General features: G+C 70.8%; 21 protein-coding genes and 2 pseudogenes. 12 read left to right on the forward strand and 11 right to left on the reverse strand.

All coding sequences use genetic code 11. The features are described 5' to 3' along the window. The first annotated feature begins 53 nt into the window (after positions 1–53). On the forward strand, positions 54–1,259 hold the full coding sequence (locus ACGF3H_RS16950) for an FAD-dependent oxidoreductase (protein WP_362497996.1): 1,206 nt from the start codon (positions 54–56) through the stop codon (positions 1,257–1,259). Next, complete coding sequence (locus ACGF3H_RS16955) at positions 1,256–2,176, forward strand: RNA polymerase sigma-70 factor (protein ID WP_362497997.1); 921 nt, start codon at positions 1,256–1,258, stop codon at positions 2,174–2,176. Before ACGF3H_RS16950 ends, ACGF3H_RS16955 begins: the two co-directional genes overlap by 4 nt. Positions 2,177–2,639: 463 nt before the next feature. Here the strand turns inward: ACGF3H_RS16955 and ACGF3H_RS16960 are convergent, their stop codons facing one another. From ACGF3H_RS16960 to ACGF3H_RS16980, 5 genes are all read right to left on the reverse strand, one after another. Then, positions 2,640–3,500 carry an alpha/beta hydrolase gene (locus tag ACGF3H_RS16960; protein ID WP_362497999.1) on the reverse strand — a complete coding sequence of 287 codons (861 nt, stop codon included), beginning with the start codon at positions 3,498–3,500 and terminating at the stop codon, positions 2,640–2,642. Positions 3,501–4,189: 689 nt separating this feature from the next. Then, a complete protein-coding gene (locus ACGF3H_RS16965) occupies positions 4,190–5,272 on the reverse strand; it encodes a tartrate dehydrogenase (RefSeq protein WP_362498002.1) in 1,083 nt (360 codons plus the stop codon). A 203-nt stretch (positions 5,273–5,475) separates the two neighbouring features. Continuing rightward, a complete protein-coding gene (locus tag ACGF3H_RS16970) occupies positions 5,476–6,381 on the reverse strand; it encodes a LysR family transcriptional regulator (RefSeq protein WP_362498003.1) in 906 nt (301 codons plus the stop codon). Between the two features lie 86 nt (positions 6,382–6,467). Beyond that, complete coding sequence (dctA, locus tag ACGF3H_RS16975; protein ID WP_362498189.1) at positions 6,468–7,949, reverse strand: C4-dicarboxylate transporter DctA; 1,482 nt, start codon at positions 7,947–7,949, stop codon at positions 6,468–6,470. A 422-nt stretch (positions 7,950–8,371) separates the two neighbouring features. Beyond that, on the reverse strand, positions 8,372–9,214 hold the full coding sequence (locus tag ACGF3H_RS16980; RefSeq protein ID WP_362498005.1) for a phosphotransferase: 843 nt from the start codon (positions 9,212–9,214) through the stop codon (positions 8,372–8,374). A 160-nt stretch (positions 9,215–9,374) separates the two neighbouring features. Here ACGF3H_RS16980 and ACGF3H_RS16985 point away from each other — a divergent pair. Beyond that, positions 9,375–9,664 (forward strand): annotated as a pseudogene (locus tag ACGF3H_RS16985) (transposase); the annotation flags it as partial. Positions 9,665–9,681: 17 nt separating this feature from the next. Beyond that, positions 9,682–10,146 (forward strand): annotated as a pseudogene (locus ACGF3H_RS16990) (restriction endonuclease); the annotation flags it as partial. Here ACGF3H_RS16990 and ACGF3H_RS16995 read toward each other — a convergent pair. From ACGF3H_RS16995 to ACGF3H_RS17005, 3 genes are all read right to left on the reverse strand, one after another. Continuing rightward, positions 10,085–10,921, reverse strand: a complete 837-nt coding sequence (locus tag ACGF3H_RS16995) for an ATP-binding cassette domain-containing protein (RefSeq protein ID WP_362498006.1) — start codon at positions 10,919–10,921, stop codon at positions 10,085–10,087. The pseudogene ACGF3H_RS16990 and the gene ACGF3H_RS16995 sit on opposite strands and share 62 nt — an antisense overlap. A 150-nt stretch (positions 10,922–11,071) precedes the next feature. Next, positions 11,072–11,788: a trypsin-like serine protease gene (locus tag ACGF3H_RS17000; RefSeq protein ID WP_362498008.1), complete on the reverse strand. Its 717-nt coding sequence runs from the start codon at positions 11,786–11,788 to the stop codon at positions 11,072–11,074. A gap of 218 nt (positions 11,789–12,006) precedes the next feature. Next, positions 12,007–12,756 carry a sulfite exporter TauE/SafE family protein gene (locus ACGF3H_RS17005; protein WP_362498192.1) on the reverse strand — a complete coding sequence of 250 codons (750 nt, stop codon included), beginning with the start codon at positions 12,754–12,756 and terminating at the stop codon, positions 12,007–12,009. Positions 12,757–13,084: 328 nt separating this feature from the next. Here ACGF3H_RS17005 and ACGF3H_RS17010 point away from each other — a divergent pair, with 328 nt between their 5' ends. The 6 genes from ACGF3H_RS17010 to ACGF3H_RS17035 all read left to right on the forward strand — a co-directional run bounded on the left by ACGF3H_RS17010 (position 13,085) and on the right by ACGF3H_RS17035 (position 18,291). Continuing rightward, positions 13,085–14,254: an ATP-binding protein gene (locus tag ACGF3H_RS17010; RefSeq protein ID WP_362498011.1), complete on the forward strand. Its 1,170-nt coding sequence runs from the start codon at positions 13,085–13,087 to the stop codon at positions 14,252–14,254. After that, complete coding sequence (locus ACGF3H_RS17015) at positions 14,251–14,652, forward strand: roadblock/LC7 domain-containing protein (protein ID WP_161164406.1); 402 nt, start codon at positions 14,251–14,253, stop codon at positions 14,650–14,652. Before ACGF3H_RS17010 ends, ACGF3H_RS17015 begins: the two co-directional genes overlap by 4 nt. Beyond that, complete coding sequence (locus ACGF3H_RS17020; RefSeq protein WP_362498013.1) at positions 14,649–15,026, forward strand: DUF742 domain-containing protein; 378 nt, start codon at positions 14,649–14,651, stop codon at positions 15,024–15,026. The genes ACGF3H_RS17015 and ACGF3H_RS17020 overlap by 4 nt, the downstream gene beginning before the upstream one ends. Continuing rightward, positions 15,001–15,594, forward strand: coding sequence for an ATP/GTP-binding protein (locus tag ACGF3H_RS17025; protein WP_362498016.1), 594 nt, complete (start codon positions 15,001–15,003; stop codon positions 15,592–15,594). Before ACGF3H_RS17020 ends, ACGF3H_RS17025 begins: the two co-directional genes overlap by 26 nt. 14 nt (positions 15,595–15,608) lie before the next feature. After that, entirely contained in the window at positions 15,609–16,958 is a 1,350-nt protein-coding gene (locus tag ACGF3H_RS17030) for a cytochrome P450 (RefSeq protein WP_362498018.1), read from the forward strand. Positions 16,959–17,163: 205 nt separating this feature from the next. Further along, positions 17,164–18,291 (forward strand): tryptophan dimethylallyltransferase family protein, encoded by a 1,128-nt coding sequence (locus tag ACGF3H_RS17035; RefSeq protein WP_362498021.1) that lies wholly within the window; start codon positions 17,164–17,166, stop codon positions 18,289–18,291. 87 nt (positions 18,292–18,378) lie between these two features. Here ACGF3H_RS17035 and ACGF3H_RS17040 read toward each other — a convergent pair whose 3' ends face one another. The 3 genes from ACGF3H_RS17040 to paaI form a co-directional block, all read right to left on the reverse strand. After that, positions 18,379–19,677, reverse strand: a complete 1,299-nt coding sequence (locus tag ACGF3H_RS17040) for an FAD-dependent oxidoreductase (RefSeq protein ID WP_362498024.1) — start codon at positions 19,675–19,677, stop codon at positions 18,379–18,381. Positions 19,678–19,825: 148 nt separating this feature from the next. Next, a complete protein-coding gene (gene paaK / locus ACGF3H_RS17045; protein WP_362498026.1) occupies positions 19,826–21,187 on the reverse strand; it encodes a phenylacetate--CoA ligase PaaK in 1,362 nt (453 codons plus the stop codon). Next, positions 21,184–21,618: a hydroxyphenylacetyl-CoA thioesterase PaaI gene (paaI, locus tag ACGF3H_RS17050; protein WP_362498194.1), complete on the reverse strand. Its 435-nt coding sequence runs from the start codon at positions 21,616–21,618 to the stop codon at positions 21,184–21,186. The genes paaK and paaI overlap by 4 nt, the downstream gene beginning before the upstream one ends. A 245-nt stretch (positions 21,619–21,863) precedes the next feature. Between paaI and paaA the strand changes: the two genes are divergently transcribed. Both paaA and paaB read left to right on the forward strand, forming a co-directional pair. After that, positions 21,864–22,841: a 1,2-phenylacetyl-CoA epoxidase subunit PaaA gene (paaA, locus tag ACGF3H_RS17055; protein WP_362498029.1), complete on the forward strand. Its 978-nt coding sequence runs from the start codon at positions 21,864–21,866 to the stop codon at positions 22,839–22,841. Further along, positions 22,838–23,131, forward strand: coding sequence for a 1,2-phenylacetyl-CoA epoxidase subunit PaaB (gene paaB, locus ACGF3H_RS17060; protein WP_359406601.1), 294 nt, complete (start codon positions 22,838–22,840; stop codon positions 23,129–23,131). The genes paaA and paaB overlap by 4 nt, the downstream gene beginning before the upstream one ends. Positions 23,132–23,135 lie beyond the last annotated feature (4 nt).

Here is a 23,135-nt window from a genome sequence, read left to right on the forward strand (position 1 = left end):
GCTGCCTGCTCCCATCTGGTGGGCGTCAGTAAGCGAGCCGAGGAGGACGAACGATGAGCGCAGGGCAGAAGACCGGTACGGCGGCCGCGCACCGCGTGGTGATCCTGGGGGCGGGATACGCAGGCATGGCCGCGGCCGTCCAGTTCGCGGCCCGGAGCAACCGGCACGAGGGCCTGCAGGTGACCGTGGTGAACGCGCAGGAACGGTTCACCGAGCGCATGCGGCTGCACATGACGGCGACCGGCCAGCGACTCGCCGAGCTGAGCATCCCGGAGCTGCTGAAGGGCACGCGCGCGCAGTTCGTACGCGGGTGGGTCACCGCGGTGGACGCGGACGCCAGGACCGTGCGGATCGAGGACGACCGGGTCCTGCACTACGACACGCTGGTGTACGGGCTGGGCGGGGTGGCCTCCACGTCCGCGGTGCCGGGGGCCGAGGACCACGCGTACACCCTGAACAGCGCTCAGGACGCCGAGCTGCTGGCCGACCGACTGCGGCGGCTCGGCAGCGGCACCGTGGTGGTCGCCGGCAGCGGGCTGACGGGCATCGAGTCGGCCGCGGAGATGGCTGAGCGGCACCCTGAGCTGAACGTCGTGCTGCTGGGCCGGGCCGAGCCCGGTGCGACCCTGAACGCCAAGGCCAAGGCGTACGTACAGGCGGCGCTCGACCGTCTGGGCGTCCAGGTGCGTGCCGGGGTCGAGGTGGCCAAGGTGCTGCCCGACGCAGTCGAGTTGGCGGGCGGAGAGAGCATCACCGCCGACGCGGTCCTGTGGACGAGCGGCACGCACATGTCGCCGCTGGCGGCCGCCGCCGGGCTGGCCGTCGATGACCGCGGACGCATCGTCACCGACGCCGCGCTGCGGTCGGTGTCCCACCCCGAGGTGTTCGCGGTCGGTGACGCGGCCGCCGTCCGCCAAGGGTACGGCGTCATGCACGGCACCTGCCAGGGCGGCATGCCGACCGGGGTGCACGCAGCACTGACGATCGACCGCGTACTCAGGGGCAAGAAGCCCAAGCCGTTCCGCTTCGGCTACTACCACACGCCGGTGAGCCTGGGACGCGCCGATGCTGTGGTGCAGTTCACGCGGCCCGACGACAGTCCGCGCCGACTCTGCCTGACCGGACGCACGGCCGTCCGGTACAAGGAGGTGGTGACCGCTTCGCCCTGGCCGACGTACGGCCGCATGAAGAAGATGCCCGCCTCGGGCGCGTTCTGGCCCCGCGGGGGCCGCTACACCCGAATCCGGGAGGCCCGGTGACCAACCTGACCGACCACCCCGACCAGCAGGTCTTCCACGAGCACCGGCGGCTGCTGTTCTCCGTGGCCTACCGCCTCCTCGGCAGCGCGGCCGACGCCGAGGACGCGGTCCAGGACGCCTGGCTCAAGTGGTCCGCCGCGGACCGCGCGCAGGTGGCCGACCCCAAGGCGTACCTGACGCGGATCGTGTCGAATGTGGCCCTGGAACGGCTGCGTTCCACCCGGCACAAGCGCGAGACCTACGTGGGGCCGTGGCTGCCCGAGCCCATCCTCACCGGCGGGGACGCCTCCGAGGCCGTCACGGACGCCGAGTCGGTGTCGATGGCCATGCTGGTGGTGCTGGAGACGCTCAGCCCGCTGGAGCGTGCGGTGTTCGTGCTGAAGGAAGTCTTCGACTTCAGCCACGCCGAGATCGCCGAGGCGGTGGAGCGCTCGGAAGCCGCGGTGCGGCAGGCCGCGCACAGGGCCCGCGAGCACGTACGGGCCCGGCGCCCGCGCTTCGCCGCCGACCGCTCACGGCAGCGCCAGGTCACGGAGCGGTTCTTCGCCGCCGCGACGGGCGGGGACGTCAACGCCCTGATGGAACTGCTCTCCCCGGACGTCACCCTGTGGACCGACGGCGGAGGCAAGGTCCGCCAGGCCCTGCGCCCGGTGGTGGGCGCCACCACGGTGGCCACCTGGTTCGCGGCCATCGGCACCGTCGCCTACCAGGGCGTCGAGCCCGCCGACATGAAGGCCGAACTCGTCGAGATCAACGGCGGGCCGGGCATGGTGTTCAGCGGGCCGGGACGCGTGATCGCCACCCTCACCTTCGACTTCGACACCGAAGGCCGTATCACCGCGCTCCACAACGTGGCCAACCCGGACAAACTCCGGGCCGTCGCCGACGGCACCACGTACGCCATCGGCACGCAGTGAGGGTCGCCACCGCGGTGCCGCCCCCGGGGCGCGAGCAGGCGGGTGAGTCGCCGATCGCCTCGCGCTGCAGGCCATAAGGCGACCGACCGCACTCCGCGAGGGTACGTCGGCGGCGACCGGCCGCTGGTGGGCGAGCCGCCGGGAGGGGGCGTCAGCCCGGCGAAAGCCAAGATACGGCGGGGTCCCCGCCCGACAGCGTGCCAACCGTACGCAGGCGTGTGGCCTGGTCCCTCGCATGGGGCGCAGCAAGGCACTGAACGGGCTCCGTAGCCGCTTCTCCTTCCGTGGCGTCACGGGCGCCAAACGGTGCGGCGGGGCAGTCTGGGAGCGCCCTGCGCATCTCCCAGGCGACCATTGGAGGCGCCGTGGCCGAGCCTCTACTACGTGTGCGCAGAGGTGCGCTACCGGAGGGCGAAAATCTCGGCCGGGAGGGGGGCCTCTCCGGCGGCGGAGCAAGGCAGCGTCAGGCGTTGAAGAAGTCGCCCAGGCTGGTGGAGAGCGGGCCGGGGGCCTCCTCGGCCACATGGTGACCGGCGTCGATGCCGTGGCCCCGGACGTCGCCGGCCCAGTCGCGCCAGATGACGCGCGGGTCGCCGTACAGGTCTTCCAGGTCGTCCCTCAGCGACCACAGGACCAGGACGGGGCAGTCGATCCGCGTGCCCCGGGCGCGGTCCGCCTCCTCGTGCCGGCGGTCCACGGTGAGCCCGGCGCGGTAGTCCTCCAGCATGGCGCGGACGACGTCCGGATTGCGGGTGGCGCTGCGCCACTCGTCGTGGTTCTCCTGCCCCATGACTTGGGGGTCGCCGCGGTACCAGGCGTCGGGGTCGGCGTTGATGACGCGTTCGGGGATCTCCGGCTGAGCGAAGAAGAACCAGTGCCACCACGCGGTGGCGAACCGGGCATCCGCACGGGCCAGGTGCTCACTCAGGGGCAGACCGTCCACGAATGCCACCCGGGTCACCGCCGAGGGGTGGTCCAGCACCATGCGGAGTGCCACGGCAACCCCCCGGTCGTGGCCGACTAGACCGAAGCGCTCGTGCCCGAGCGTCCGCATGACCTCGATCATGTCCCTGGCCACGGCGCGCTTGGAGTGCGGAACATGATCCGCAGCCGGCGCCGGGCCGCGAGAGCGCCCGTACCCACGCAGGTCCGGGCAGACGACGCTGAAACCGCGCCGCACCAGGACGGGCGCGACCCGGTGCCAGGTCGCCGACGTGCGCGGGTGGCCGTGCAACAACAGGAGAGGCGGGCCCTCGCCCCCGTACCGAACGAAGACGGACGCCTCACTGGTGGGCACCGTCCTGGTGGCGAACTCCTCGAACACGAGACGACCCTTCTGCTCCGGGGCCAGGCCGACGCTGATCCACCGTCCCGCCTGCCCATAATGAGCCCCGGCACTCCGTCCATCGCCAACCAGCGTGCTCAGGCGCGAGATATCGCGCTCGACACGGCAGCCTGCGGGGCCTACCGGGAGCACCTCACCTGGCGTTCCATTCTCCGTTCGAGGCGGTCGACGCCGACCGCCGAGTCGGAGAGCACGAGCATCCTGCGGGTACTTGAAGAAGCCAGGACGTGCCTGGAACGCATCCGACCACGCCTTCTTCGCGAGGACCACAGCGGCCCCGGACACCGACACGGGGGGCGGTTCCAGAGCCGGGCGAGATGGCGCAGGGCCCCCGCCCGCACCACCTGAAGGGCGAGCCGGCGCGGTGACGACCGAATGCTCGTCCAGGTCGAGGGGAGCGATCAGGCGGTGCAGCAGGCGGGCGTCAGCCTCGGGTCCGGGCCGCTTGGATCCGATCGGCAGTTCCTCACGCCGCCGGAATCGCCTACCCCGATACCCGGCGCCGCCTCGTCGGCCACATGCTCCGCTCATACGCCACCCCCGGCGCACTCCTCCCCACACCGGCCGTGCCGGGCTCCGAGGTGGAGCCCGGCACGGTACGCCCGGTCCGTCGGCGCGACGTGAGTGCGGACCGGGGTGCTCAGAGGTGTCGCCGTCGAGGCGGCGTCTCAGGTGTTCAGCGCGTCGATGAGGGCTTGGGTGACGTCATCCGTGGTGGCGCCACCGCCGACGTCGCGGGTGAGAATGCCGGCACCGGTGACCGTCTCGATGGCCTTGTTCAGTCGGGCGGCCTGGTCGGGCAGGCCGAAGTGGTCGAGCATCAGGGCGGCGCTGCCGACCGCGCCGATGGGGTTGGCCAGGCCCTGTCCGGCGATGTCGGGGGCGGAGCCGTGGACGGGCTCGAACATGCTGGGGAAGCGGCGCTCGGGATTGAGGTTGGCGCTGGCCGCCAGGCCGAGGCTCCCGGCCAGAGCGCTGCCGAGGTCGGAAAGGATGTCGGCGTTGAGGTTGGAGGCCACGACGACCGACAGATCCTCGGGGTGCAGGACAAACTTCGCGGACATCGCGTCCACGAGCACGCTCTCGGTCTCCACGTCAGGGTAGTCGGCTGCGACGCGCTTGAAGACGTCGTCCCACAGGACCATGCCGTACTGCTGGGCGTTGCTCTTGGTGACGGAGGAGACCTTGCGGCGGGTGCGGGTGCGTGCCAGGTCGAAGGCGAAGCGGATGATGCGCTCGCAGCCGACCTCGGTGAACAGGGCGGACTGTACGGCGACTTCGCCGCCGGGACCGCGGCCGGAGAGGTTGCGGCCGCCGAGCCCGGCGTATTCGCCCTCACTGTTCTCGCGGACGACGACCCAGTCGAGGTGCGTGTCGTCGGCCTTGCGCAGGGGGCTGGTGATGCCTGGCAAGAAGTGCACGGGGCGGACGTTGGCCCACTGGTCGAAGCTCTGGCAGATCTTCAGGCGCAGTCCCCACAGGCTGATGTGGTCGGGCACGGTGGGCCAGCCGACGGCACCGAAGTAGATGGCGTCGAAGTCTTTGAGCTGCTCCAGGCCGTCGTCGGGCATCATCTTCCCGGTGCGGGCGTAGTAGTCGCTGCCCCAGTCGAACTCCTGCCAGGCGAAGGCGAAGGCTCCTTCGGAGGGGCCTGCGAGGGCGTCCAGGACGGCGCGTCCTGACGCGACGACCTCGGCGCCGACGCCGTCGGCTGGGATGGCCGCGATACGGAAGGTTCGGGTCTCGGGCACGGGGGCCTCCGGTTCTTGGACAGCGCCCGTGCTCAGCCGGGCAGGGCGAAGGGTGATCGAGTGCTGATCTGGTGTGCTCTCGAGTCAACCGGTCGGCAGCGCCGTGCGTCCAAGACGTGCTTTCGATACGACTCATAGGGATGGCCGATTGGTGCAGTGGCAGTGGCAGTGGCAGTGGCAGTGGCAGTGGCAGTGGCGTTCCGTCATGCCTGGGGGTCGTGCCCCCGTCGTGCGGCCAGTGCGCGGGTCAGATCGAGGAAGGCCCGCGCCCCGGGGGTGAGGTGGTCGGGCAGGCTGATCATCGCGACGTGGAGGTGGGCGGTCGGTGCGAGGGAGGCGACTACCAGTCCACAGCGGCGGGCCAATCGGGTCCAGGCAGCCGGTAGCACGGCGACGCCCACGCCTGTGAGCACCAGCGGGAGGATGGAGGTGCGGTGGTCCACGACGGCGACGATCTCCGTGCTCCCGCTGCGGGCCGTGATGTCGTCGACGATGGTCCGCATCAGGCTTCCCGGACGGGAAGCGATCAGCTTGTGCCCGGCCAGGTCCTCCGGGCTCAGGACGTCGCCTTCCTCGAAGCCCGCGTCGGCCGCGGTCACGACGACGAACGGTTGTTCCTCCACCGGCAGGACCGCGATGCCGGTCGCGGTCACCGGCCGGGCGGCTCCCAGCAGCCCCAGCTCGCAGGCCCCGTTGCGCACCAGGTCGATGGTCTCCTCCGGGGTGAAGGCCGCCTGCGTGTTGATGGTGACGGCCGGGTGCAGCTCGGCGAACCGGTGGATCAGCGTGGTCAGCGGCTCGATGCCCGGTGAGGGCATGGCGGCCACCTCGACCGTGCCGCGGCCGAGCCCCGCCAGGTCGGCCGCTCGCGCCCGCACGGCGGCCAGGTCGCGCAGGACGCGGCGGCTCGGCTCGAGGAGTTGGGCACCGGCCTCGCTCAGGACTACGCCCCGGCCCATGCGGTGGAACAGGGAGACCCCCAGATCGGCCTCCAGATTGGCCATCGCCTGGGACAACGACGGCTGCGCCACGTGGAGCGCGGCGGCGGCCTTGCTGAAACCGCCGTGCTCCACGATGGCGAGGAAGTACTGCAACTGCCGGGCGTCCACTCTGCCTCCTCTGCCTCGTGCTATAGGTTCAGCCTATCGAGCGGGGGGACGGTGACCCGGCTCGGGCAGGGAAGCCGGTTCGCCCCTCAGGCCGGCCGCGAAGGCACGGCGGGGGGCATGTCGCCGGCCGGGCTTGGTCCCGGGCTCCGCTGGCCGGCGCTCCGTTCATCCGGGCTCGCGGCGTCTCGTTCCTTCCGCAGTGACATCGCTCCGTCTTGTTCAGGCCTGTCCTGTACCGCCCCCGGTTCGGGCAGGTCCTCCACGGGCTGTCCGGCCAGCACACTGCGAGCCCGTTCGAAGTCCAGTCCGTTCTCCCAGCGCGCGACGAACAGGGTGGCGACCGCGTTGCCGCAGAAGTTGACGATGGCCCGGCACTCGGACATGAACTTGTCGATGCCGAAGACGAGCATGATGCCCGCGGCGGGGACATGGCCGACGGTGGACAGCGTCGCGGTCAGGGCGATGAACCCGCCACCGGCAACGCCGGCCGCGCCCTTGGACGTCAGCAGCATCACGGCGAGCAGGCCCAGCTGCTGGCCCACGGACAGCGGCGTGTCGGTGGCCTGGGCGATGTAGAGGGTGGCAAGGGAGAGGTAGATCGCCGCGCCGTCGAGGTTGAAGCTGTAGCCGGTCGGCACGACGAGGCCGACGGTGGGCCGGTCGACCCCCATGAACTGCAGCTTGCGCATCAACCCCGGCAGCGCCGGCTCGGCCGTCGAGGTACCCAGCACCAGCAGCAGCTCCTCCTTGAAGTACCGCAGCAGCTGGAAGATGTTGAGCTTCACGTAGGCGGCCAGCACAGCCCCGAGTACGACCACCACGAAGAGGACCGAGGTGGCGTAGAACAGCAGGATCAGCGAGCCGAGGCTCGTCAGGGTGGACAGTCCGAACTTGCCGATTGCGAAGGCCATCGCGCCGAAGGCGCCCAGCGGGGCCGCCTTCATCACGAACGCCAGAACTGTGAAGACGACCTCGGTCAGCCGGTTGACGGACGCGATGATCGGCTCGCCGGCCTTGCCCACCATCTTCAGCGCGATGCCGAAGAGCACGGCCAGGAAGATGACCTGAAGGATGTCCCCGTCGACGAATGCGCCGAAGAAGCTGTCAGGGACCAGGTTGGTCAAGAACTCCCACCAGTGCTGGTGTTCGCCTTTCTCGATGTACTGGCCGGCGTCCCCGGAAGTGTCCAACTCGCCCACGTCGGCGTGCACGCCCTTGCCGAGCGGGAAGAGGTTGATGGCCACGAGGCCCGCCGCCATCGCCACGACGGTGCCGATCTGGAAGTAGGCGAGCGCCTTGACTCCCGTGCGGCCCACCTTCTTCAGATCCGCGACCCCGGCGATACCACCGATGATGGTCAGGAACACGATCGGGCCGATGAGCATCTTCATGGCGGTGACGAACGTCGTACCGATCGGCTCCATCGAAGTGCCCAGATCCGGCCACCGCCAACCGAGCACGATACCGACGACGATGGCCGCCAGGACCTGTACGTAGAGCTGTCGGTACCAGGGTTTGGCCCTCACCACGCCGGTGCCGCCCACGGCTTCATCCGGGGTGTGCGTCATTGCAACCTCCATCCAGGCACGGCTGAACATCACCGACGCGCCACGAGCAGGTCCCATGCGGACGGCCACGACGACGATGTCTTGCGGCGCCGGGCCCGACCGACACCGCCCTAACTAACGGGTCAGTGAAGCCGGTCACATGCGGGGAGGTCCACGACGAAAAATCGATGCCCTGTATAGGCGCAACCTATGGGGCCGCCACCCGCGGTTTACCACGGTCGGCCGCTGCTGTACCTCAACGCGAAGACCACTGTTCCGCAGTCAGGACTTGTTCGGTCGGTCATGGGACGCATCCGTCCGGGTCGTTGACGTGGATACGGGGCGAGGGACTCCTCAGGCTGGCCGAGTTCGACCGCTGCACCGTGACGGGATGCCGCGCACGGTGCAGCGGACCGGGACACAGCCGCCCCCCTGTCTCACGTTCAGCCCAGTCCGCAGCGGTCGCGTGCAGCACGAACCTGGTTGAGGCCCTCCACTCTCCAGTGATTCCGGTCGGGCATCTGGTCGTCCCGGCGCCAGCGCCAGGTGGAGAACATCGCCCAGTTCAGGGCGCGGCATCGGTGGACCAAGTCGTGGTCAGCCCCCGGACAATGCTTTCCCACGTCTTCGGGCGCATGGGCGAGGTCGAACTCGATCGGCCCGCGGCAGCAGGTGGCGAGGTCCACGAAAAGCGGCCCTCTCCTCGTGTTCAGGAGGTTGCCCGGGTGAGGCTCACCGTGCAAAAGCTGGTCGCCGGCTCTTTCGGTGCTGATCGCGGCGCTCAGTCCACTGAGCGTGTCGGTGAGGAGTGCCCGGTCAGCATCGGATAGCTCGGGAGACTGCCCCCGGTCGTTCACCTCTCTCAGTGCCACGGCGACGCGATCGGAGAAGTGCGGTGCGTCCAGATCGATCTGCCGCAGGGCGGCGTGGTGCCACAAGAACGCGTCTGCGTAGTCGGCCGGCGCGATCTCTGATCCCACCGGTTCGTAGTAGGCCCAGAGGGAGACGGCGAAGGCGTCACGCACATAGACCAGGGGCTCGACCCGACGCTCGAGCTCAGCCACCGGCGCGTCAACGTCGGCGAGACGGCGAGCAACCTCTACTTCGAACTCGGAATCAGCCAGTTGCCCCAACGGCGCGACCCGAGCCAGAACATCGCAAGGGACCAGGCGCAGCGCGACGCGGTCCGAGTTGTGCATGACGATCGCATCGTCGACCTGAAGGCCCAGCTCCGAAGCAGTCGCCCGCCCTGCCTCGACTGCGCGGTGGAGTTCCCATGGCTCCATGCCGTTCTCCCTCATTGCTGAGTCACACGTCCCGGGACCGGCCACAAGCATCGCAAAGTGGGACCTGCACAGGCACTGGGGTTTGTTCGGCCGATCATGTGACTGGCCCGTGTCCGGGTCGTCGGCGCGAGGGCGTCTGGCGGATGTCGAGTGGGAACGGATGCGGCCGCTTCTGCCGGTCAGCAACGGTCATGGTGGCCGGTGGCGGATCACCGGCAGGTGAACGACGGGATCCTGCACCGGGTCCGGACCGGCGTGCAGTGGCGTGACCTGCCAGAACGCTTCGGTCCGTGGAAGACCGTCTACGAACGCCACCGGCTGTGGTCCGCAGACGGAACGTGGGAGCTTCTGCTCCAGCAAGTCCAGGCCGCCGCCGACAAGGCAGGTGAGATCGACTGGGACGCGCTCACCAACATGTGGCCGCCAGCGTACGCAAAGGCTCACGCGGCGGACGGCCACCCTGCTCCGACGAAGGCCGCGACCTGATGCAGCGCGACGGCTGCCGCGATGCCCAGCGGGTGGGCGGCCGCGGCGATCTGGGCGCGGACGTGAAGGCCACCGACCCGTTCGGACGGCGCTGGGTGATCCAGTGCAAGCACCGCCGCAACGGCGCTCAAGGCTCACCGGTGGGCACACCTGACCTGCAGGTACTCAACGGAACGGCCCGGCAGGTGCACGGCGCGGACGTCGCGGTCATCGTCACCAACGGCCGGGTGACCGGCCCGGCCGTGACCTTCGCCAAGCAGCAACGGCTCCACGTCGTCGACCGCCGGACACTCGCCGTATGGGCGTCCGGCTCACGTCCGCTCTGGGAACTGCTGCGGGCGGTTCCCCCGCCGCGCCGCGCATCGCCCACCAGTGGGGGACCGCCTACGCCTCGGTCCGCCGGCCCGACCAGGCCGACCAGCGGCCGTCGCGCCGGGCCACCGTGATGTCGCGGCCGAAGCACGTGGTCAGCAGGGGGTCGGTCAGGACCGCGTCCACCGGCCCCCGGGACAGGATCCGGCCCTCCCGCAGCAGCAGGGCGTGGCTGACCGCCGGGAACAGCTCCTCCAGATGGTGGGTGACCGTCACGGTGGCCAGGTGCGGGCGCCCCTCGGCCAGCTGGTGCATGGCCTCCACGAGGTCCTCGCGGGAGGGCAGGTCCAGCGCGTTGAACGGCTCGTCCAGGAGCAGCAGCGCCGGATCGGCCATCAGCGCCCTGGCGATCAGGATGCGCGCCCGCTGCCCGCCGGAGCAGACGCCGTACGGCCGGTCCGTCAGCTCCTTGATGCCCAGTTCCGTCAGCAGGTCGTGGGCGCGGACCCGGACCTCGTCGTCGTACGTCCGCCACAACGGCTGCACCGTGCCGCTGTGACCGGTCAGCACGACCGTGTGGGCGGTGAGGTCCTGCGGCACCCGCTGGGCCGAGGTGACGTGGCCGATGCGGGCCCTCAGCTCCCGCACGTCCACACGGCCGAGCCGGCTGCCCAGGACCTCCACGCTCCCGGTCGTGGGGTGCATCAGGGCGCCGAGCAGCCGCAGCAGCGTCGTCTTCCCGGCCCCGTTGGCACCCAGCAGGGCCCAGTGCTCTCCCGGACGGACCGTCCAGTCGATCCCGGCGAGGATCAGCTGGTCCGTGGTGAGGCGTCGTACGCTCACGTCCTCGAGGCGGAGCACGGCCGCCTCGGGACCGTTCACGTGGGTCTGTGCCGTCTGCCCGGTCATGCAGGAGCTCCTCCGCTCGCGACGCCGTCGTTCACCGAGCACGGTAAATGCATCCACCATGCTTCCGTCGTGGCGTCCGCTCCCTGGACGCCCGCCCCCGTCGGCGAGGGCGGGCGCGGAGAGGAGGGGGAGTGGTCGGAGGGGGAGTGGTCAGACGCCCGCCATGGACCGTATCCACGAGCGGTAGGCGGTGACGTTCGTGTACGCCGTCGTGGTCTGCCGGTCGCTGGTCGAGGCCACCCCGACCTGGACGCCGCCTGTCATCATCGGGCCGCCGGAGTCGCCGCCGGCGGTGATGCCGTCGACGGGACGCGCGCAGATCGCCGAACCGTAGGAGGCGTCGTAGCAGCCGTTGGTCACGCTGACGTCGGCGACCTTCAGGTACGGGGACTGGCAGTTGATCTCCGAGCCGCACCGGGAGGTGGCGCCCCAGCCGTAGACCTGCACGGTCTGACCCACCCGCACCGTGCCCGGCTGCCCGAGCCGTGCGTAGGAGGCGGAGACGGAACGGTCCAGCCGGACCAGCGCCAGGTCGGCCGAGGGGTGGGTGGTCGTCTGCACGCCGTTCGCCACCGTGCCGCCGGAGCGCTGGTCGAGGCTGCCGATGCGGAAGGCCAGTCCACCGCCGCCGACGCAGTGCTTGGCGGTCAGGATCCAGTCGGGGGAGATGATGGTCGAGGTGCAGGTCTCGGCGCCGTTGGAGAAGAGCCGGGCTGCCCAGGGGGCGTTCTGCGCGTACCCGCCGCCGATGATCGGCTGGGGTCCGCCGGTGCCGGGCCGCTGCTGTGCGGCGGAGGCTCCTGGTGCGAGGGCGAGAACGGACAGCAGGGCGGCCAGGACGGCGGGGACGATTCTGGTTGTTCGCAAGGCTCCTCGATTCCGACGACACGCACCGTGGCGCGTGGGGTGTGTGGGGGCGCCCCAGCATCCCGGTCGGCGCGTCGGCACCGCCACTACCGGCTTTCCATAACGCGCCGTTATGGCCCGGGACTTGGCGGACGAGGAGCACGGTGAGGAGGCCGCCTGAGGGCGATACCCACCCCAGGGTCCTGGCGTACCTGCGGGCGTGCGACCCGCGGGGCCGGTCAGCGCAGCAGCTGGACGAGCGCGACGGTACCGATCACCACGACGAGGGCCCGTAGCACCGCGGCGCTGAAGCGGCGGCCCACCTTGGCCCCGACGTAGCCGCCGAGCCCGGAGCCGGCCGCGATGAGCACGACGGCCGTCCAGTCGAAGTCCGCGGCGAAGAGGAAGAAGAGCGCGGCGACGGAGTTGACGACGGCCGCCAGGACGTTCTTCACGGCGTTCAGGCGCTGCAGGGGCTCGTCGAGGAGCATGCCCATCAAGGACAGGTAGATGATCCCCTGCGCGGCGGCGAAGTACCCGCCGTAGACGCTGGCCAGCGTCAGTCCGCCGAACAGCAGCGGGCCGCCGTCGCGCCGGGCGACGTCGCCCGTCCGTTCGCGGTGCCGGCGCACCAGGGTGCTGAGCCGGGGCTGGAACGCGACCAGCACGAGGGCGAGTCCCACGAGGACCGGCACGATGGTCTCGAACGCGTCGGCGGGCAGGGACAGCAGCAGCGTGGCCCCGGCGAGTCCCCCGATCAGGGCGCCGGTGCCCAGCTTCAGCACGCGCCGGCGCTGGCCGCGCAGTTCGGCGCGGTAGCCGATGGCGCCGCTGACGGAACCGGGGATGAGCCCGAGGGCGTTGGACACCGTCGCGGTGACGGGTGGCAGCCCGGCCGCCAGCAGGACGGGGAAGGTGATCAGCGTCCCCGAACCGACGACGCTGTTGACCGCCCCGGCCCCGACGCCCGCGGTGAACACCGCCGCCATGGCCTCCGGCGTCACGCCGTACCGTCCGGGACCGGCCGGTCGCCGCGCCGGAAGGTTTCCTGTGCATCAGTCACGCGGCCGACTGTACCCATCGCAGGCGACGCGATCCCCGACGATCCCCAACCGGTCCTGCACGCACAGTTCTTGACGTAAATTCACAAGATCCGGCGATGATACGATCACCGCGTTTTGCGGAGCGGGCGGATGGGTGAAAGAGGGCATCCCCGACTTCAGGGACGGCCCGGGCGGAAAGCCGGTGCGGGCGGTCCGCCGGGCCGCCCGCACGGACGGGAATTCAGCAAGCCGTCAGTCGCCTGAAGAGAGTCTTATGACGGAATACACAGGGAACCCACTGGTGTGGGTCCTGCTCGTCGCCCTCGTCGCCGCCGCCGTGCTCATCAGCCGTCAGCGCAGGGCGGCCCGAGCACTGCGGCAGGAAGTGCGGGGACTGAAGGACCACTACACGGAGCTGGAGAACGATTACGGGAAGTCCGTGCAGGCGGCCCAGGAACGGGCCGAGGACGAGACGAAGACCGTCCTGAAGTCCGCCATGCGCACCCTCCAGGGCCTGGCCGCGGAACAGCAGCTGGTCCTCACCCGGCTCCAGACCAAGTACGGCGACTCCGCCCTGCTCCAGGACCTGCTGGAGATCGACCACACCAACTCGCAGTTCGGCCGGCGCGCCCAGTCCATCGCCGTGCTGTGCGACGGATGGCTGGGCGGCCGGCGCGACACCGCCTCCGTGTACGACGTCGTCCGCAGCGCCCAGGGCCGGATCCGCCACTTCCGGCGGGTGGAGATCCTCTCCCAGGTCGACTTCGGCATCACCAGCCGCGCCGTGGAACCCGTCGCCCTGGCCCTCGCCGAACTCCTCGACAACGCCACCAGCTACTCCAGCCCGGACACCGTCGTCGAGATCAACATCCGCACCGTGCCCAAGGGCATCTGCGTCGTCGTCGACGACGCCGGTGTCGGCATGAGCGACGAGGAGCGCACCCGCGCCGAGAAGCTGCTCGCCAGCGAGCGTGCCTCGGGCGTGGCGGGGCTCGGCAACCCTCCGCAGTTCGGCTTCGCGGTCATCGGACTGCTGTGCGAGCGTTTCGGCTTCGAGGTGTCGGTGGACTCCTCCTCCCCCTACGGCGGCGTGCGCGCGGTCGTGCTGCTGCCGCACGAACTGCTCACCGCCATGCCGGAGAAGAAGCCGGCCCCGGCCGCCCAGGGAACGGCCCGGCCGGTCCTGGACGGCGGGCCGGAAGCCGCCCTCGCCCCGTCCCGGACCAGTGACGGTCTGCCCCGGCGGCGGCGCAAGCGGCCGATGGCCATCGTGCCCGGCAACACCTCGGCCCCGCGCCCCGCGGGCCGCTCCGAATCCGAGCAGGCACAGATCATGGGTGCCTTCCAGCGGGGCACGCAGTCCGGCCGGGCCGGCCGGCCGGAGGACCCGGACCGGACGAGCAGAACACCTGGTGCAAGCAGCGAAGGACATGGAGTCTCGTGAACGACGATCTGTCATGGATGCTCGACAGCGCCCTGGAGATTCCCGGGGCCCTGCACGCGGTCCTGATATCCGCCGACGGTCTGCTGATGGCCCGGACGCAGGACTTCGACAAGGACGACGCCGACCGGGTCGCCGCCGCGATGAGCGGCGTGCAGTCGCTCAGCCGGACGCTCGCCTTCTTCTGTGAGGACCCGCACCAGGCCTGGCGGCAGACCCTGGTCGAGTTCGACGGCGGCTGGGTGTTCCTGATCTCCGCCGGCGAGGGCGCCTACCTCGGTGTCTCCGCCTCTCCCGAGGTCGACATGGCGGACATCACCTTCCGCATGCAGCAACTCGTCGCCCAGCTCGGCAAGCGACTGACCACACCGCCGCGCGAGAACCTCGGCGCCCGCTCATGACCGGCCACGACGGCTGGGAGCCGGAAGCCGCGGAATTAGTCCGGCCGTACGTCATCACCAAGGGGCGCGGCCTGCCCGACGACGAGCAGCTCTCCCTCATCACCCTCGTCACCGCGTCCGCCGATCACGCGCAGCGGCCGACCCGGCTGTCACCCGAGGAACAGAACCTGCTCGACCTCTGTTCCGCCGGCTACCTCTCGGTCGCCGAGATCGCCGGGCACAGCCACCTGCCGCTGGGCGTGGTGCGGATCCTGCTGGCCTCCCTCATGGACGGCGGCTACCTCACGACCCGCCCGCCGGTGGCCCGTGCCCGCCTGGCGGACAAGGAGATCCTGGAGGAGGTGCTCAATGGTCTCCGCGCCAAGTTTGGATGAGCGCGCCTACGTGCGCGGCGGAGCGACCCAGACCGCGGTCAAGATCCTCGTCGTCGGGCACTTCGCCGTGGGCAAGACGACCCTCATCGGGTCCATCTCGGAGATCGAGCCGCTGTCCACCGAGGAGACGATGACGCAGGCCGCCGAGGCGGTCGACGACCTCAAGGGGGTCCAGGGAAAGACCACCACCACGGTCGCCATGGACTTCGGCCGCCTGACCATCAGCGACCGCGTCGTGCTCTACCTCTTCGGCACGCCCGGCCAGCAGCGCTTCGTCCAGATGTGGGAGGACATGGCCCGCGGCGCGCTCGGCGCCCTGGTGCTGGTCGACCCCGAACGGCTGGCGGACTCCTTCCCGGTGATCGACCTCATCGAGCAGTACGGACTCGAGTACGCCATCGCCGTCAACCACTTCGACGGCGCCCCGCTGCGCGACGAGGCGGCGCTGCGTGAGGCACTGGACCTGCTCGACGACACCCCCGTCGTCACCTGCGACGCCCGCGACGAGAGGTCCTCGGCCGCCGCACTGACCACTCTGGTCCGCTACTTGCTGGACCACACCCGCTAGGAACCGAGAACAACATGGACGCTCACGACACGGTCCCGGTGCCCCCGCCCGGCTGCCCTGCCCACGGCTCCGGCGGCCGGGTGCCGCTGTACGGGCCGGAGTTCGCCGCCGCCCCCCAGGCGTACTACGACTACCTGCGCCACTACGGGCCCGCCGCACCCGTCGAACTCGCCCCCGGTGTGGAGGCGACGCTGGTCACCGACTACGCGGCGGCTCTGCAACTGCTGCAGAACTCCGGGACCTTCCGCAAGGACGCGCGCCGCTGGCGGGCCTTCAACGAGGGCAAGGTCAGCCCCGACAGCCCGGTCGTGCCGCTGCTCGCCCACCGGAACAACTGCATGTTCTCCGACGGCGCCGACCACCTCCGGCTTCGGCAGGCCGTCACCGACAGCATGGCGCGCGTGGACACCCGGCGGCTGACCCGGAGCACCGAGCAGATCTCCGGCTACCTCATCTCCCAGTTCGCCGCCCGCGGTTCGGCGGACCTGCTCGGTGACTACGCCAAGCAGCTGCCGCTGTTCGTGTTCAACGAACTCTTCGGCTGCCCCGCCGGCATCGGCGACCGGGTGCTGTTCGGCATCTCCGGAATGTTCGACGGGGTCAACGCGGAGAAGGCCACCGAGGTGCTGTTCGAGGCCGCGGGCGAACTCGTCGCGCTCAAGCGCGGCAAGCCGGGCGACGACGTGACCTCCTGGCTGATGCAGCACCCGGTGGGTCTCACCGACGAGGAGATGGTCCACCAGCTGGCGCTGCTGCTGGGAGCCGGCGCGGAACCGCTGCGCAACCTCATCGGGAACACCTTGCACCGGCTGCTCACCCACGACCGGTACGCCCGGGAGGGCGGCCTGATCGACGAGGCCCTGGACGACACCCTGTGGGAGAACCCTCCCATGTCGAACTACGCACCGCACTACCCGGCCGACGACGTCGAACTCGCCGGGCACCAGCTGCAGTCGGGCGACCTGGTGCTGGTCAGCTTCGCCGCGGCCAACACCGGGCCCGCACTCCAGGCCGCCCGGCAGGCCGGCAGCAACCGCGCCCACCTGGCGTGGAGCGCGGGCCCGCACGCCTGCCCCTCCAAGGAACCGGCCCGGCACATCACCGTCACCGCCGTCGAGAACCTGTTCAACGAGCTGCCCGACCTGGAACTCGCCGTCCCCGAGGACAGCCTGACCTGGCGGCCGGGCCCGTTCAACCGCGCCCTCGCCACCCTCCCGGCCCGCTTCACCCCGGCGCAGCCGAACCGGCGCTCCTTCCCTCGGAGCGGTCCGGAAGCAGCCGCGCGGGAGGCCACGGCCGGCCCGGCACGCACACCCGAACGAGGGGGCATGTGGAGCCAGTTCCTCAACTGGCTCACACGGTGATATCCGCAACACCCGCCCAACCAGGCGTTATCGCATAAACGTTCAACGGCACGGGTAGTGAGCACGCGGTTCGAAGTTGCTCACGAGTAAAAGGAGGTGTCGTGGACCACATATCCACGAACGCCGCTTCCCCGTCGCCGATCTCCCCGATACCCGCCCGAACGGGCGGGTATCGTCTTGTGCGCCTGCGACGAAGGACAGGCCTGTGACGGGGGGGTCCACGATCGGCGGGCTGCCGGGCACCGGAACCCTCGGCGCCCTCACGAGCGGTCAGTTGCGAAGACTCGGCCTGGTCGCGGGCCTGTCCGAGACCGACATCGACACCTACGCACGCGTCCTGACGGACACTCTGGGGGCGTCGGGAGACCGGACGTTGGCCTTGCCGCCTCCCAACCGCACCTTCCTGTCCGACGACCACACCCCGGTGGAGTTCTCCCTCTCCTTCCAGCCGGGCGCGGCCCCCGCCCTGCGGGTGCTCCTGGAACCCGGCTGCGGCGCAGACAGCCTGGCTCACAACGGCCGCGTCGGACTCGAGACGGTGCGGGCGATGGCGAAACGCTGGAACTTCACGACCGGCCCGCTCGACGCGGTCCGGGACCTGTTCCTGCCGCGCGCACCGCACGGGCCGCTGGCCCTGTGGTGCGCGCTGGAGCTGCGGCCCGGCGGCGTGCCCAAGGTCAAGGTGTACCTCAACCCGGCCGCCTCCGGGCCGGAGCGCACCGTCGAGACGGTGCGCGAAGCCCTGTACCGGCTGGGGCACCGGCAGGCCTTCGCGACGCTCCCCGCCGCCGACGGGTACCCGTTCGTCGCGCTCGACCTGGGCGACTGGGAGGAGCCCCGGGTGAAGGTCTACCTGCGGCACGACAACCTGACGGCCGGGCAGGCCGGGCGGCTGTCCCGCATGGACCCGGGTCCCCACCCCGCCGGCGTCGAGGACTTCTTCCTCACGGCCGCGGGCGCCGCCACCCGGGTGGCCCGCCTCGCAGGGCGGCCCGGCCTGACGTGCCACTCCTTCACCGACACCGGCACGGCACGGCCGAGCGGCTTCACCCTGCACATCCCCGTCCGGGACTACGCCCGGCACGACGGGGAGGCCCTCGCGCGGGGCGTGAGCGTGCTGCGCCGGTACGGCGTGGACAGCCCCGTGCTCGGCCGGGCCCTGGCCGCCGTCACCGGGCGCCGGCCGGAGGACGGCGTGGGCCTGATCGCCTACCTGGCGCTGGCCCACCAGCAGGACCGCGCGCCGCGGGTGACGGCGTACCTCTCCTCGGAGGCGTACGCGGTCAGGCCACCGGCCGCCCGGGAGACCCGGGACGCCGTGGCGGTGCGCTGAGCGAAGCGCCCGTCGACGCCGAGGGCCCCGCGGTGGACGCCACCGAGGGGCCCTCGGCGCGCAGGGAACGCGTGGCCCGCGGGGCGGCTACACGTTGAGCGTCTCGCGGAACTCGCTCAGGTACGGGCCCACGTCGACCTGGATCGAGGCACCCTGGGTCCTGCCGTAGCGCTGGGCGATCCCGTCGAGGTACGCGCCGATCTCCTCGCGCATCTCGTCCGCCCCGGGCAGCGCGGCCTCGCCGTCGATGACCCGCGCCACCCAGTGCGCCTGGGCCTCCACCAGCCGGGTGATCGCGCCCACGGGCCGCACCAGGCCCACGAAGTACAGCCCGGACCGGCCGGCCGGGACGACCCGCCGGTACAGCTCCACCGAGCCGTCCGGCCCCAGCGGGCAGCCCGCGGGCAGGAAGGGGAAGGTCATGCGGAAACCGGTGCAGTAGACGACCGTGTCCGCCTCCACGGCGGTGCCGTCGGTGAAGACGACCCGGCTGCCGTCGAAGGAGTCGATCGCCGGCTTGGGGGTCACCGCGCCGTGCCGGATGCGGCTCAGGATCTCGTCCGAGAGGGTCACCGCCGAGGAGAAGACCGGATGGTCGGGCTCGGGCAGCCCGTAGTCGGCGAGCCTGCCCCGCGCCACGAGCAGGGCCTGCTCCACGAAGCGACGCTGCTCGGCGAAGGACATGGCGGACCACCAGGGCGCGTCGGCGATCTCGTCGACCGACATCCCGAAGAGCTGCTTGGGCACGATGTGCAACCCCCGGCGCACCGACAGGACGGTCTGCGCGGCGTGCCGGGAGAGGTCCGCCGCGATGTCCACCGCCGACGCGCCCAGGCCGACGACGACGGTACGCCGTCCGGCGAAGTCGCTGCCGTCGCGGTAGTCCAGGGAGTGCAGGATCGTTCCGGTGAAGGAGGCGGCGCCCGGCGGCAGGGGGTCGGGCAGCGCGGGCTCGCTGTGGTGTCCCGAGGCGACGATCACGTGCTCGAACCGCCGTGACGTCACCTCTCCGTCCGCCACCCGGCTGACGACCGTCCACAGGCCGTCCGCGTCCTGGCGCGCCGAGACCACCTCGGTGCACAGCTCGACACGGTCCAGCACCCCGGCCCACTGGGCGAACGACCGCAGATAGGCGGCGACATCGCTGTGCCGCGGGTAGAGGGGGTACGACGACGGCATCGGGAAGTCGGCGTAACAGGTCAGCTGCTTGGCCGTGTTGAGGTGCAGCGACTGATACCCCGGGCCGCGCTCACCCGCCTGCGGCTGACGCCAGATCCCCCCGACGTCGGGAGCCTTCTCCAGGCAGACGAACTCGATGCCACGGTCGTTGAGGGCACGGGCCGCGGCCAACCCCGACAGACCGGCACCGATCACACACACTCGCACGGGTTTTCCCCTCAGAACGGACACAGACCTCCCCCGATCATGCATTGATTGCCCATCCGGATCTCCCTGCACACCAGTGCGCAGGTCGAACCGCTGTGTCCGTGCTCACGTTTCGCCCGGCGCGGCCGGCGGCGCGCCGGGCCTCCGGTCACGACCGGCGGAGGTCCTTCACCCGGCGGAGCTTGCCGACGGAGCGCTCCAGCGTCTCGGGGTCGACCACGGTCACCTCGACGGTGATGCCGACACCGTCCTTCACCCCCTGGGCGATCGCCCTCGCCGCCGCCTGACGCTGCTCGGGACCGGCGTCCGGGCGCGCTTCGACCCGGACGACCATGTGGTCCATGCGCCCGCGCTCGGTGAGCTGGATCTGGAAGTGCGGGGCCACGCCGGGGGTGCGCAGCACGATCTCCTCGATCTGGGTGGGGAAGACGTTCACCCCGCGCAGGATGATCATGTCGTCGCAGCGGCCGGTGACCTTCTGCATCCGGCGGAAGGCGGGCCGCGCGGTCCCGGGCAGCAGCCGGGAGAGGTCACGCGTGCGGTAACGGACGACGGGGAGCGCCTCCTTGGTGAGCGAGGTGAAGACGACCTCTCCCTCCTCGCCCTCGCCCAGCACCGCGTCCGTGAGCGGATCGACCACCTCGGGGTAGAAGTGGTCCTCCCACACGTGCAGCCCGTCCTTGGTCTCCACGCACTCCTGCGCCACACCCGGGCCGATCACCTCGGACAGGCCGTATATGTCGACGGCGTGGATGTCCATGCGCTCCTCGATCTCGCGGCGCATCTCCTCCGTCCACGGCTCGGCGCCGAAGATGCCCACCTCGAGGGAGCTGGTGCGCGGGTCGATGCCCTGCCGCTCGAACTCGTCGAGCAGGGTGAGCATGTAGGACGGCGTCACCATGATGATCTCCGGACGGAAGTCCTGGATGATCTGCACCTGGCGGGCCGTCATGCCGCCGGAGGCGGGGATCACGGTGCATCCGGCGCGTTCGGCGCCGTAGTGCGCGCCCAGGCCGCCGGTGAACAGGCCGTAGCCGTACGAGATGTGCACCTTGTGGCCCGGCCGGCCGCCGGCGGCCCGGATGGAACGGGCGATGACGTCCGCCCACATGGACAGGTCGTTGTCCGTGTAACCCACGACGGTGGGGCGGCCGGTGGTGCCGCTGGAGGCGTGGACGCGGCGCACCTCGGACATCGGGACGGCGAACATGCCGAAGGGGTAGGTGTCCCGCAGGTCGGCCTTCGTGGTGAAGGGGAACCGGGACAGGTCCGCCAGGGTGCGGCAGTCGTCGGGCTTCACCCCGGCCGCGTCGAACTTCTTCCGGTACAGCTCCACGTTCTCGTAGGCGTGCCGCAAGGTCGCGCGCAGACGGTCGAGCTGGAGTTCGCGCAGCTGCTCGCCGGTGAGACGCTCGCCGTCGTCCCGAAGGTCCTGGGGGAGGGGTCCCCCGAGCCGGGAGGCGGGGGCCGCGGTGGCCGTCGGTCCGCCGGTCGTCGGTTCGCTGCTCATCGCGACTCCTTCGTCGTGCCCGGCGTCCCGTTCGCAGCCGGTTGTGCCGTCGTGTCCTTCGTCGAGTCCCGGACGCTGCGGCTGCGCCCGCGGAACTCCGCGATCACTTCCTCGCCGCGCCGCACGCTCACGTCGTAGACGCCGCTGCGGCCGTACCGGGTGCGTTCCTCGGCGGTCGCCACGAGCACGTCGCCCTCGTGGGCCGGGGCGACGAACACGATGTCGGCGCCGGCCGCGACGGTCACGGGTCCGTGGCTGTTGCAGGCGCAGGCGAAGGCGGTGTCCGCGAGCAGGAACAGATAGCCGCCGTGGGCGATCCGGTGGCCGTTCACCATGGCCGGGGTCACGGTCATGCGGACCACGGCGGTCCCCGTGCCGCGTTCGAGCAGCTCGATGCCGAGGCGACGGGACGCCTCGTCCGCGGCGAACATCACCTCCGCCGACGTCGTCGTCCCAACGGCCTGTGCCACGCCTTCCACCACCTTGTTTCCCGACCGAACATTCGGTTACCTTGCGGCACGGCCCAGTAATCCAGCCACATCGTGGCCTGTCAAGAGCCCGTACTCCCGTGCCGCGCCCCTGGGCCACGGAGGTGATCGGCCCCGGGTCTTGCCCGCCCCGGGGAAACGCGTCAGACTGATACCGAACGAATGGTCGGTAGGGGAAGCTGGTATCGATGACCACGACACACGCCGGTGAGGCGCCGCCCCCCGAGGGGCTGCCGGAGCACTTCGACGCGACGATCGCGCACGACCAGCGCATCGAGCCGCGCGACTGGATGCCGGACGGCTACCGCAGGACCCTGATCCGGCAGGTCGCGCAGCACGCGCACTCGGAGATCATCGGCATGCAGCCGGAAGGCGAGTGGATCACCCGCGCCCCGTCGCTGCGCCGCAAGGCGATCCTCTTCGCCAAGGTCCAGGACGAGGCCGGCCACGGGCTCTACCTGTACTCGGCGGCCGAGACGCTCGGCGCGGACCGCGCGGACCTCACCGAGCGGCTGATCGAGGGCCGCCAGAAGTACTCGTCGATCTTCAACTACCCGACCCTCAGCTTCGCCGACGTCGGCGTGATCGGCTGGTTCGTGGACGGCGCCGCGATCTGCAACCAGGTGCCGCTGTGCCGCAGCTCCTACGGGCCGTACGCCCGTGCCATGGTGCGGATCTGCAAGGAGGAGTCCTTCCACCAGCGGCAGGGCTACGAGCTGCTGATGACGATGATGCGCGGCACCGACGCCCAGCGCGAGATGGTCCAGGACGCGGTGAACCGCTGGTGGTGGCCGTCGCTGATGATGTTCGGCCCGCCCGACGACGCCTCGCCCAACTCGGCGCAGTCGATGGCCTGGAAGATCAAGCGGCACAGCAACGACGAACTGCGGCGGCGCTTCGTCGACATGACCGTCCCCCAGGCCGAGAAGCTCGGCGTCACCCTGCCCGACCCCGAGTTGCGGTGGAACGAGGAGACCGGGCACCACGACTTCGGCACGCCCGACTGGGACGAGCTGATGCGGGTCATCAAGGGCGACGGCCCGTGCAACGCACAGCGCATGGAGCGGCGGCGCACCGCCCACGAAGAGGGCGCCTGGGTCCGCGAGGCGGCCACCGCACACGCGGCCAAGCAGGCCGCCCGCACGGAGAAGGGAGCGGCGGCATGACCTCCGCGAAGCAGGACTGGCCGCTGTACGAGGTGTTCGTGCGCGGCAAGCGCGGACTGAACCACGTCCACGTCGGCTCGCTGCACGCCGCCGACGACACGATGGCGCTCACCCACGCCCGCGACCTGTACACCCGGCGCAACGAGGGCGTGAGCATCTGGGTGGTCCGCTCCGAGCACATCGCCGCATCGACCCGCGACGAGAAGGACCCCTTCTTCGCCCCCAGCGCCGACAAGGTCTACCGCCACCCCACCTTCTACGACATCCCCGACGACGTCCCCCACATCTAGGAGC

The organism is Streptomyces sp. NPDC048185 (assembly GCF_043202495.1).
Taxonomy (GTDB): domain Bacteria; phylum Actinomycetota; class Actinomycetes; order Streptomycetales; family Streptomycetaceae; genus Streptomyces.